Below are 12,273 nucleotides of genomic sequence, written 5' to 3' on the forward strand. Positions count from 1 at the left end.
ATATTAAAGGACTGCAAAATGGCTTCGTTTATCTTGAATCGCCTGATACGCATGGTATTTACCGTTTGGTTCATTGTGACGCTGGTCTTCATTGCGACACGATTGTCCGGCAATGCGGTGGATTTCATTGCCGGTGAAGGTATTGGGATTGTTGAAAGGCAACAATTGATTGAATATTTCGGCCTGAATGATTCGCTGTGGGTGCAGTATTGGCGTTATCTGGCTTCCTTTTTTGAGGGTAATTTCGGGATCTCGCTGATTGAAAGGCGTCCGGTGGTGACGATTGTGGCCGAACGGATTATTCCTTCGTTGCAGCTTTTTTTTGGTGCGGTTTTCCTGACTTTGCTTCTTAGCATTCCAGCAGGTATTGTGGCCGCCATTTACCGCCAATCCTGGATTGGCTCTGTGGTCATGTCATTTGCCTTTATTGGGTATGCGGTGCCCAATTTCATTCTGGCCATTACCTGCGTTCTGGTGTTTTCGTTCTGGTTAGGCTGGCTGCCCAGTACTGGCAATGGCAGTTGGCTGCATTTCATTATGCCAGTGAGCACGCTTTCCGTTTTCTATATTGCCACCTTAACCCGTTTTACCCGTAACGCGATGCTGGATGTTTTGAATCAGGACTATTTGCGTACGGCCCGGGCCAAGGGCTTGAAAGAACGGGCGGTGATTATCAAGCACGCCCTTCGCAATGCCTTGATACCCGTGCTTTCTGTCGTGGGATTGCAAATGGCTGGCCTGATTGCGGCCGGGAATGTGGTGATTGAAACTGTATTTTCCTGGCGGGGTATGGGGGACTTGCTGGTCACCTCAGCCCTCAAGCGGGATTATCCGGTACTGCAGTTTGGCGTGCTGTCGGTGGCGATTGCGGTGGTGCTGATTAATTTCCTTATTGACATTGCTTATAGCAAGGCGGATCCGAGAATTCGTCTTGGATCGACCGCTTGAAGCGGGTAAAGGTGAGATACAAATGAATCAAACATTGGAACTGACGGTCCCTGTCACAGAAAGCAAGCGCCAGGTGTTTGCGGCAAAATTCAGGGCATTCTGGGCCCAGCTTGATCCGGTGATACGGGGCACGATTGTACTGGGCGTTTTATTGTTGCTGACCGCCGTTTTTGGAGCATGGATCGCACCGCATGATCCCAATGCACAAAGCCTGCTGGCCCGCCTGAGGCCACCGATGGGTTTTGAGCGCGCCATGGATGGCTACTGGCTGGGTACTGACCAGTTGGGCAGGGATATTCTTTCCCGCTGCATCCACGGCTTGCAGCTGACCTTGGGCATTGCGTTTATGGGCGCGATGATTGGCATGATTTTGGGGTCAACACTGGGTTTGGTGGCTGGGCTCAAGGGCGGGGTCATTGACAACTTCATTATGGCGGTGGTGGATATACAGATTGCCATTCCTTTCACTTTACTGGCCTTGCTGGCAGTGGCCCTGTTTGGCGGTGACTTGCAGGTGCTGGTAATTGTGCTTGGCATTGCCTACTGGGAACAATATGCGCGGATTATCCGGGGAGAGGTCTTGCGATTGCGTGAGATGCCATTCATTGAGGCGGCGGTCGCTTCGGGGTCTTCGGTAGGCCGCATTGCCCGTGTACATATCCTGCCCAATCTGGTGTCCCCGCTGGTGGTGATGTTCACCATTAATTTTTCCAACATTGTCCTGCTTGAGTCAACCCTGTCATTTCTGGGGTTGGGTTTGCGCCCGCCAACCGCTACCCTTGGTTCCATGGTGGGGATGGGAAGGGATTTCATGCCCAATGCCCCATGGATTGTGCTGGCACCGGCGGTGCTGATTGTCATGGTGACTTTTGTTCTGCAAATGTTGGGTGACTGGTTGCGTGACCATACGGATGTAAGGCTGCGTGGCAAGTAGGCCTGAAAGTTCAAGTTAATACTAATTTTTCAACTGTTTTTTGCTATTTTTGCGTAATGCAACGGAGAGTTTTACATGTTCGTCAAAAAAGTGCTTTTTTCTGTTCTGGCTTCAGCCCTGTGTGTTTCGGCGGTCAGTGCAGCCAGCCTGAAAGTGGGTTCTGCCAATATGCCACCGTTTCTTGATCCGGGCCGGGACCACTCTAACGTTGGCCAGCAATTCTATTACAACACCTTTGATACCCTTATCGACAAGGATTACAACAAGTCCAACCCCGAATTTGTGCCAGGGCTGGCCGTTTCATGGGAATTGGTTGAGCCTAAAGTCATGGAGCTGAAACTGCGCAAAGGCGTCAAGTTTCACAATGGTGATGAAATGACGGCGGATGATGTGGTGTTTTCTTATGACCGCTTGTTTAATGCCTCGTTTACGCCTTATGTGGTTCGTGCCAAAGATCGCATGAACAACTTCGACAAGGTGGAAAAGGTTGATGACTACACCGTGCGCGTTACCGTTAAACAGGAAGAGCCGTTGTGGGAAACCTTGCTTAATATGCAACAATTGATGATTATCCCGGCTGCTTATACCAAGGCTTTGTCGGGAGACCCCAAAGTTGCAGAAGATTCGGATTACGAGGCTTTTGCGCTGGCACCGGTAGGAACCGGCCCTTACAAAATTGCCGAGTTCATTCCAGGTGAGCGCCTGGTGTGGGAAAGATTTGACGGTTTCTGGGGTGAAAAGGCACCCTTGGATAAAGTCAGCATGAGCAAAATCGCTGAAATGTCCAGCCGCCTGACCGCCCTGAAAAACAACGAGGTTGATCTGATTACCAATGTCTCGCCAGACCAGCTGGATGTGATAGAGGCCGATAGCAAGCTGAAAGTGGCCAGTGCTGTCACACCATTATTTCACTTGGTGATTTACAACACGCAGAACCCCTTGATGGATGATCCCAAATTGCGTCGTGCCCTGAACATGGCCATTAACCGTGATTTGCTCAACGAGGCGCTGTGGTTTGGCAAAGCCATTGTGCCACCCACACACACGTTCTCGCAGTTTGGCGATTTATACATGCCTGAACTTAAAACCTTTGAATACAACCTGGACGAAGCCAAGAAACTGTTGGCTGAATCGGATTACAAGGGTGAAGAGATTCGTTTTGATACATCGGCTACTTATTACACTAACGGCTTCCTGGCCGCGCAGGCCATTCAGGAAATGTGGGCCGCCCTTGGTGTAAAAACCAAAATCAATGTGGATGACAAATGGTCGGGCAGTGATCCTACCATGAATGCCCGTAACTGGTCGAATCCCTTGTATTTTGCCGATCCGTTTGGTTCCTTTGGCGTCATGTGGGCGCCCGGTGGCCCGGCGGAAAGTGAAGGCCGTTTCAAGCCAACAGCAGAATATGCCAAGGTATGGCAGGAGTTCCGTTTCTCCAAGGACCTGGAGCAGCGCAAGGCTGCTTATGCCAAGCTGATGGATTTCATCAAGAATGACCCGCCGTTCCTGGTCTTGTACCAGCCGTTTGAGTCATGGGGCATGAATAAAAAAGTGGATTGGGCACCCAAACCCGGGCATATCCCGTATGTGCTTGACTTCCGTGCCGGCTCCATCAAGGTAGCCGAATAAGCAGTCATTCGTTAGTGGCCGGGGTTTTATGCAGGCCCCGGTTTTATCCAATTATTCTGAAGTATTAATATGAGCACAATTCGACTTTGTCTGGTAACGGATATTCATCACGGTGACAATCATGTCACCAAAAAAGGCCAGTCAGCCTTGCCTTTGCTGGAACAATTCACGCATTTCGTCAAAACCAATAAACCGGATGCGGTGATTGATCTGGGCGATCGTATTTCCGATGTCGATCACGATACCGATTACCGTCTTGAGCAGGAAGTGGCGCAGGTTTTTTCCCTGATTGATGAGCCGGTCTTTCATATTTGCGGCAATCATGACCGGGATCATCTAACGGTGGCAGAAAATGAAACCATATTTTCCCAGCCCTTGGGGCACCGCGTGATTGATATGGGAGCATGGAATCTGGTTTTGTGGTGTGCCGATTCGCGCATTCATCGTCCTGGCGGCTTCATTCTGCCTGAAGCAGACCTGATCTGGCTGGCGGGCATTATTAATACGGCCACCAAGCCGCTGGCTATTTTCAGCCATGTTCCGCTTTCCGAGCATTCGGTGGTTGGGAATTATTATTTTGAGCGTAACCCGGCGGTGGCCACCTATCCTGGCTCGATTGCCCGCATCAAGGCGGTGCTGGCCACTGCCAACGTCCCGGTAGCCTGCGTTGCCGGACATGTGCACTGGAATACCCTGACCATGGTAGGTGGGCAGGCCCATTTCACCCTGCAGTCGTTAACCGAAAGCTTTACCACTTATCCGGAACCGGCCGGCTCTTATGGCATGCTGGAACTAAATGACCGGGTGACCTGGACCGTACATGGCAAGGACAGTTTTCATGCCAGCCTGAAAACTGCTGATTTACGCAGGAACTGGCTGACACCCATGCCACCCTTTCATAAAATGCCTGAAAACCGCCACAGGCATCCCGAGCTTGTAGGAGAGTAAACATGCACAAGCAAGCCACCCCTTTGCTGGAAGTTAAAAACCTGTCGGTGGGTTTTAAAAATCGCCACTCAATCAGGCACGTTACCCGGAACGTTTCTTTTCAAGTCATGCCAGGCGAAACCCTGGCCATTGTAGGAGAGTCGGGTTCGGGCAAGTCGGTGACGGCACTGGCGATCATGCGCCTGATTGAAAAAGAGGGAGGCTTGATTGAAAACGGCCAGTTACTGTTTACCTGCAAGGATCAGACCCACATTGATCTGGTTACCGCCAGTACCGAACAATTGCGGCAAATTCGGGGCAATGATGTTTCCATGATTTTTCAGGAACCCATGACTTCGCTTAATCCGGTGCTGACGGTGGGTGAGCAATTGATGGAGGTATTCATGCTGCACCGGGGCAGCACCCGGGCACAGGCAAGTGAACAGGCTTTGGAAATGCTGAAGAAAGTGCAGATGACCGACCCGGAAAAAAGACTGACCCAGTATCCGCATGAGCTGTCAGGTGGCATGCGCCAGCGCGTCATGATTGCCATGGCGTTGGCCTGCAACCCGAAACTGTTGATTGCCGATGAGCCAACAACGGCCCTGGACGTGACGATTCAGGCAGAAATCCTGTCGCTGATCGCCGAGTTGCAAAAAGAAACGGGTACTGCCGTGATTTTTATTACGCATGACATGGGGGTGGTTGCGCAGATTGCCGATCGGGTGGTTGTCATGCGAGCCGGCCAAGTGGTGGAAGTCGCGGAAACCAGACAGCTTTTTGCCAGTCCGGCTACCGCTTATGCGCGTCAATTGCTGGCATCGGTTCCTCGGCTGGGTAGCGGTTCTCCGGTTTATGCGGTACAGCCCAAAAACAGAGAGCAGGAACCGGATAGTATCAGTAAGGCGGGCAATGTGCTTGAAGTGGAAAACCTGGTGATACGCTTTCCCGTTTATAAGGGCATGCTGAAAAAGAAAGTGGCCAATGTACATGCCGTTGAAAATGTCAGTTTTCATCTTAAGCCAGGTGAAACGCTGGGTCTGGTGGGGGAGTCGGGTTCGGGTAAGTCGACTATTGGCCGCAGTGTGATGAAACTGGTTCAGGCAACAGAAGGCACCATACGCTTTGGCAGTAATGATGTTTCCGGGCTCCAGGAGTCGGCTATGAGGCCACACCGCAAAAATATCCAGATGGTTTTCCAGGACCCTTATGCCAGTCTTAATCCGCGTTTGTCGATAAGTGAATTGATTACCGAGCCCTTGGCTATTCACCATGACTATAACAAGCAAGAACGCAGGGATATTGCTGCCAGCTTGCTGGAGCGGGTCAGCCTGCCTCTGGAGGCGCTAGATCGTTATCCGCACCAGTTTTCCGGTGGACAGCGTCAGCGTATTTGCATTGCCCGGGCTTTATCCAGCAAACCACGGATAATTGTGGCCGATGAATGCGTGTCTGCCCTGGATGTCTCGGTGCAGGCACAGGTGCTTGATTTGATGCAGGAGTTGCAGCAGCAGGAGCAGATTGCCTATTTGTTTATTTCCCATGATTTGTCGGTGGTGGAACAGATTAGCCATCGTGTTGCAGTGCTGGACCAGGGGAAAATTGTGGAAACCGGTAACACGGCTGACGTATTGCATAATCCGCGTCACAAATATACGCAACATCTACTGAATGCCGTACCGGTGGCTGACCCTGCGCATCGTGGCAAGAAAGTGCTGTCTATTGACAGGGGTGAAAAAAAATCACCGATAAAGCCGATAGGCTATCAACCTGAAAAGCAGGAATACCGGAATTTTGGTAGGGGACATATTATATTGGATTAAGCATGAGATGCAAAAGGAATGATTTTTGTGTGTCTTTAGGGCGTTTTTTATAAAACTGTTACTTATTCATTTAAACAAAACGTGTATATTGTTTTTTAGTTTTGTTGCTGATAAAAGTAAAGTTTATTACCCATAAGGACAATTTATGCGTGTATCTCATGTTGTAAAATCAGTGCTTTTGTCGCTTGCAACTATTACTGCTACGCCTATTATGGCAGCAGGTTTGCAAGTGACTCCTATCATGCTTGAAATCGGCAAATCGCAACCTTCTGATGGTTTATGGTTGACTAATACGGGTAACAATCCCTTACACGCGCAAGTCAGAGTGTTTGAATGGACCCAGCAAAACAACAAAGATGTGTTGCAAAAAACTCAAAGTTTTGTGGCTAGCCCCCCGCTTATTCAAATAGAAGCTGGGCAAAAGCAGTTTGTGCGATTAGTACGAACAGGACAGCAGCAAAATCAGCATGAAACTGCTTATCGCATTGTCGTTGATGAGTTGCCACTTGAAAGCGAAACTCGTAAAGGCATTACCTTTGTGTTGCGTTATTCAGTGCCTGTTTTTATTCAGGGTAGCCAAGAAAAGCAGGAGGCTGCCCTCAACTGGAAAATAACGAGTAATAACAGCAAGGCAGCGGTTCTTTCTGTAACAAATACCGGTAATACCCGTGCCCAGTTAAGTGACCTGAGTTTTACACCCGCTAAAGGCAAAAAAGTATCTTTAAATAAAGGTCTGGTGGGCTATGTGCTGGGTAATAACAGCATGGAATGGGTCATTTCCCCTAAAGCACAGTTGTTTGCCGCAGGCGGCACACTAAATGTGGTTGTTAATGGCAAGCTACAAACAATTTCAATCAATGGTTTGAACCGTTAGTTTTTTGTGAAGTAAACAAAGAATCAAGTTTAATTTTATTGCTTATTTTTGAAGTGATTTTTTTGATTTTAAATTAAAAATAATAATATAAATCAATGACTTAATTATATTTTTATTTTAAAATAAAAATATATGAAAAAATTAAATAAACGTAGTTGTTGTGTTTATTGAATGCTTGAGACAAGATTTTTTATTAGGAGTGTGTGATGCGCATTATAAATAAATGCTTTTTAAGTGGTTTATGTGTTGCTTTGGGGTTTACGTCGCCATTGCATGCCGCAACTGATACAACTACGTTTGATGTGACAATTACCATAACGGCGGCATGTGATATTAGCACTGGTACCAATGGGATAGCTACTTTGGCTTTTGGTTCTAAGGATCCTTTCCAGGCTAATGTAGCTGGGCAGACCGATTTAAAAGTGACCTGTACCAAGGGTGCTCCCTATGATATCGGACTGGATGCTGGTTTGAACGAGTCAACGAGTGACGATGTCTCTACGCGACGAATGAAAGGTATAACTTCAACACCGGTTGACAATACAGGCGAATACGTTCCTTATAATCTATTTCAAGATGCCGTTCATTCTACTGTTTGGGGAAATACCATTGATAACGATACAGTAGAAAGTACCGGTACGGGTGCCCAACAGACTTTTACCATCTATGGATTAGTGCCTAGCACCAATTACACTGTAGGTGATTACAAGGATACAGTCACGGCAACCGTAACGTTCTGATTGGATTTCTTGTATAAATGCCCATAGATTGCGTTTATTATCCAAAAGACATATGGATTGTCTTGTCAGAAAGTATGCGCTGATTGTTTTTTTGGGGGGCCTGACATTGGCAGGCCTGTTTCATCGTGCCTTGCTGGCACAAATCATTCCGCCTCCCATAAGTTTGGGGGAGTATCAATCTTCTTTGCAGGCGAGTCCCGAGCTAAGTACTGTTTATCTTGTGGTTACACTGAATGATAACCGCTTGACCGAGCTTGTTCCTTTTACGGTAAAAGACCGTCAATTGTATGCCAGTCCAGCTGTTTTACGGGGCCTTGGGTTTAGGGGGCTGGACAATAATCAAACCTTGATTTCCTTGGGTGATATACCCCATCTGCAACAAGACTATCATCAAAGCACGCAGGCCGTAACATTAAGCATTCCCATTGCCGAGTTGGATCTGGAGCGGGTCATTTACACTAATGACGCATCAGCCGACGTTGAGGTATCAAAGGGGACTGGCTTGTTGTTGAACTACGATTTATATGGCTGGCATTCAAGCGATAAATATAAATCCCTTAGCGCTTTTACCGAATGGCGGTTTTTCAATCCCTATGGCGTATTAAGCAATACTTCCATTTACAAAGCCACCCGGTCACCCTTGCAGCCTGGATGGAAAAACGAAACGGTAAGGCTTGACACGCAATGGGAAACATCCTGGCCGGGTAGTGCCATTAGTTTACGGCTGGGTGATACCCTTACCGCTTCTCTACCATGGAGCCGTTCTCTTCGTATTGGTGGGGTTCAGCTAAGCCGGAATTTTTCCCTTCAGCCTTATTTTTCCACTGCTCCTCTGTCTTCTTTTTTAGGCGAAGCGGCCTTGCCATCCACTGCCGAGCTATATATTAATGGCATAAAGCAGTTTGAACAAAAAGTGCCTTCGGGGCCTTTTGAAATCCAGTCAATGCCGTATATCAATGGGGCAGGCAACGCAACGTTGGTCTTGACAGATACGCAAGGCAGGCAGCAAAGTGTTGAATTACCGTTTTACAGTACCAGTATGTTGCTAAGGCAAGGTTTGGCTGACTGGTCGGTAGAGGCAGGCTATGTCCGGAAAAATTACGGTATCCAGTCAAATAAATATGCAAAAGACCCGGTTTTTTCAGGTGCATTGCGTTATGGCTTGACTGATGCCGTGACAGGAGAAGCGCATGCTGAGGTTACCCGTGGCCTGGTCAATTATGGCGTAGCTGCCAATATCCGGTTGGGCCAATTAGGGGTAATCACGGGTTCTTATGCCGGTAGCCGTCATAATGACGTACCGGGTGATGTGCGTGGCAATATGCATGCTGTCGGATATCAATGGCAAGGCAAGTATTTTCATGTAAACGCCCGCATGCAAAAGGCAGACAGGCATTACCGGGATATTGCCTTTTTATACGGTTCCGATTTTCCGGAAACCAACCAGGTTGTTTCTACAGGTCTGAATTTAGGGACATTTGGGAGCCTGGGCGTCAGTTACATAAAGCTTGGTTTTTTCAAACAACCGGAAAGCAGGTATGCGAATGCTTATTGGAGTAAATCACTGGGACGCTCAACCTATCTAAGCGTTAATTACAATAAAAACCTGAATGAAGGTGGTGGCTATTCAGTATATGCCGGTGTTTCATTCAGTTTGGGCAATAATTATCGTGTTTCCACTTCTGTTAATCATGCTAACGACCAACAGCGTTATGCTGTTGATATTAGCAAGGCCACCCGAGAAAACATGGGGTGGTCATGGCATTTGCAAGGTAGTCACGGGGATAATGTCAGTTTCCTGTATGGTAGTGCCGATTATCGGGGGCGTTATGGTGAATATGGCCTGGGCGGTCAATTTGATAAAAACTATCAGGCGGGTTATGTGAGCACCAGAGGTTCGGTGGTGGTTATGTCGGGTGGGGTGTTTCCGGGCCGTAAGATTAGTGACGGTTTTGCTGTTGTTTCCACCAATGGAGTGGCCGATGTACCGGTAAAACTGGAGAATAATGTATATGGCACTACTAACCAAAGCGGTCTGCTAATGGTTTCTCCATTGCATGCTTACCAGCGTAACAAGATTGATATTGATACCATGAACTTGCCTGCCAATATGTCAATAGACAAAGTCAGTGCCGAGGTTTCTACCCAGACAAAATCGGGTACCCGAGTCTTGTTCAAAATACAGCCTGTTAGGGCGGCAACTGTAGTGTTGCATGATGTGCAGGACAGACCACTTGTGTTGGGAACCCGTGTATTACTGAACGGAAAACATGGCACCATCGTTGGTTATGATGGTATTGTCTACCTTGATCAACTTGAAGACAATAATTTTCTTGAGGCTTCTAATGAAAAGCTGACATGTAAAGTTGAATTTAAGTTCAACTTTGAAGAAAATACCATTCCGAGAATTGGCCCTTTTACTTGCAGGTAACAGATATGTTTAAATTCAAGTTTAAAAACTATGTGTTTTCAATCTTGTTGGTGCTGGGTAGTGTGCTGATTGGTGATAGGGCAGAGGCAGCGTGCACGGCAAGTGTTACACCTTTGAATTTTGGAGATATAAATCCAGTTTCACCGGGTATATTGGATTTTGATGCTTCGCTTACATATACGTGCTCGGGCTTGGTAAATCTATTGTCCAACGTGTATGTATGCATAGAGATTGGTCCTGGTTCAGGAGACACAAGCATTAATCCTCGTACGTTGACGCATAGCTCAATTCCAACAGAAAAATTGACATTTAATATATATAAGGATGCAGGAAGGCAGAATATTTGGGGATATCAATATACAGCCGATGAAACGCCAATGGTTATTGATAAGGGTGTCATTGTGCTTGGTTTGGGGACTGTAATTACAGAAACGCTGCCAATTTACGGAAGGGTATTTTCCAGCAATCCGTTTATGTTAAGAAATATTGGTCAATATAGTTCAAGCATGGATGTTACAGTGAAAATGTCACTAATTGGCATTGTGGGTTTAACTAGTTGTATTGATGTTCTGTTGACTGGCGATACTGTTTTAAATGCAACAGCTACATTAATTAGTGCATGCACTGTTAGCGCCAATCCTCTTAATTTCGGCAGCCACCCCAGTAATTTTGCTTCTTCTGTTCAGTCCACTTCAACTATTAATACAGCATGCAGCAAAGGCTCAATTTATCAGATTGGCCTTAATAATGGTCAAAATGCCGATGGTGGCACACGGCGCATGAAAGCGACAGATGGCAGTTATATTGTCTATGAACTATATAACAATTCATCATATACCCAGCGTTGGGGGGAAACTTTGGGAACGAGTGAGGTGGTGCAAGGCACGGCAACGGGACTGAATCAGCAGGCCACGGTTTACGGGCAGGTAGAGCCACAGACCGGGCTCAATGCGGATACTTATACGGACACAATTACCGCATCAGTTACTTATTGACTAAAGTGAATAACATCAGTTTTAACCATGCGCTCATTGATTTTCGTCATGCATAAAAATGACTGGGTTGGTATACTTAAATTGAAGGGTTGATCAAAGCATCAGCCCCATAACCTGATGAGAAAAAAGGAACTATTTATGATCCGTGAAGTTGAAGGTGACATCCTGTTAAGCAAGGCCCAGTTAATTGCCCATGGTATTGCTCCGCTAGAGCATTTTGATACCGGGCTGGCTCGCAGCTTGCGTGAGCGCTGGCCGTCACTGGTACGCGACTACCGTCAGGCAACGCATGTGCACCCGCTGAAACCCGGAGAAATTTGGGCTTGGGGTGGTGTTAGTGAAGACGGCAGCGTTCGTCGTATTGTTAACCTGCTAACACAGGATATGTTGGGTGAAGGCCCAGCCGCGCGTCCTGGCAAGGCAACCACAGAAAACGTAAGCCGAGCACTGAAAGAGCTGGCACGTTTTGTAGAGTCCGAGGGGATTGAAAGCCTTGCAATTCCACGTTTGGCAACCGGTGTGGGTGGCTTGGAATGGTCAGAAGTCAAGCCCTTAGTTGAAAAACACCTGGCTGACCTGAAAATTCCGGTTATTGTGTACGAAACCTACCGTCAGGGTGAACAGGCGGATGAGGGCCTGTAAGCTTCAGGTTAAGTAAAAAAAGGGGGACAACCCCCTTTTTTTGTGCGTGTTTTTTACATCAAAGGCGGTTTCTGTTGGTGTGCAATAATCCGGACGGTATATTTTTATTGATAGGATGATATTGACATTTGAGTAGTATTTTTTAATAATACGAACAAATGTTTGTTATGCGGACAAATGGCTGGCATTTTTCACTGATTATAAAGTGAAAGAATAAACAAGTATGGATATACATTGTTGCAAATTCTCTATAATGCATACATGTATTCTTTTTTTTCCGTAGTTTGCTTTAAAAAATGTCTCTTTGCAAATAATCGGAACAGTGCT

General features: G+C 47.1%; 10 protein-coding genes. All 10 read left to right on the plus strand.

Going from position 1 to position 12,273, the window contains the following annotated elements; all coding sequences use genetic code 11:
• Positions 1 to 18: 18 nt before the first annotated feature.
• Positions 19 to 948 (plus strand): ABC transporter permease, encoded by a 930-nt coding sequence (locus tag ACM5Q9_RS11305; protein ID WP_418144848.1) that lies wholly within the window; start codon positions 19 to 21, stop codon positions 946 to 948.
• 22 nt (positions 949 to 970) lie between these two features.
• Positions 971 to 1,882, plus strand: coding sequence for an ABC transporter permease (locus ACM5Q9_RS11310; RefSeq protein ID WP_418144849.1), 912 nt, complete (start codon positions 971 to 973; stop codon positions 1,880 to 1,882).
• 75 nt (positions 1,883 to 1,957) lie between these two features.
• Positions 1,958 to 3,514, plus strand: a complete 1,557-nt coding sequence (locus ACM5Q9_RS11315; RefSeq protein ID WP_418144850.1) for an ABC transporter substrate-binding protein — start codon at positions 1,958 to 1,960, stop codon at positions 3,512 to 3,514.
• Between the two features lie 69 nt (positions 3,515 to 3,583).
• A complete protein-coding gene (locus ACM5Q9_RS11320) occupies positions 3,584 to 4,462 on the plus strand; it encodes a metallophosphoesterase family protein (RefSeq protein WP_418144851.1) in 879 nt (292 codons plus the stop codon).
• Between the two features lie 2 nt (positions 4,463 to 4,464).
• The gene (locus ACM5Q9_RS11325) at positions 4,465 to 6,264 is read left to right on the plus strand and encodes an ABC transporter ATP-binding protein (RefSeq protein ID WP_418144852.1); all 1,800 of its coding nucleotides are present in this window, start codon (positions 4,465 to 4,467) and stop codon (positions 6,262 to 6,264) included.
• A 145-nt stretch (positions 6,265 to 6,409) separates the two neighbouring features.
• Positions 6,410 to 7,138 (plus strand): molecular chaperone, encoded by a 729-nt coding sequence (locus ACM5Q9_RS11330; protein WP_418144853.1) that lies wholly within the window; start codon positions 6,410 to 6,412, stop codon positions 7,136 to 7,138.
• A 206-nt stretch (positions 7,139 to 7,344) separates the two neighbouring features.
• The gene (locus ACM5Q9_RS11335) at positions 7,345 to 7,878 is read left to right on the plus strand and encodes a spore coat U domain-containing protein (protein WP_418144854.1); all 534 of its coding nucleotides are present in this window, start codon (positions 7,345 to 7,347) and stop codon (positions 7,876 to 7,878) included.
• A gap of 52 nt (positions 7,879 to 7,930) precedes the next feature.
• The gene (locus ACM5Q9_RS11340) at positions 7,931 to 10,309 is read left to right on the plus strand and encodes a fimbria/pilus outer membrane usher protein (protein WP_418144855.1); all 2,379 of its coding nucleotides are present in this window, start codon (positions 7,931 to 7,933) and stop codon (positions 10,307 to 10,309) included.
• 5 nt (positions 10,310 to 10,314) lie between these two features.
• Positions 10,315 to 11,304 (plus strand): spore coat U domain-containing protein, encoded by a 990-nt coding sequence (locus ACM5Q9_RS11345; RefSeq protein ID WP_418144856.1) that lies wholly within the window; start codon positions 10,315 to 10,317, stop codon positions 11,302 to 11,304.
• 138 nt (positions 11,305 to 11,442) lie between these two features.
• On the plus strand, positions 11,443 to 11,946 hold the full coding sequence (locus tag ACM5Q9_RS11350; RefSeq protein ID WP_418144857.1) for a macro domain-containing protein: 504 nt from the start codon (positions 11,443 to 11,445) through the stop codon (positions 11,944 to 11,946).
• Positions 11,947 to 12,273: the final 327 nt, after the last annotated feature.

Source organism: Advenella sp. RU8 (assembly GCF_048381675.1).
Lineage (GTDB): Bacteria > Pseudomonadota > Gammaproteobacteria > Burkholderiales > Burkholderiaceae_B > Advenella.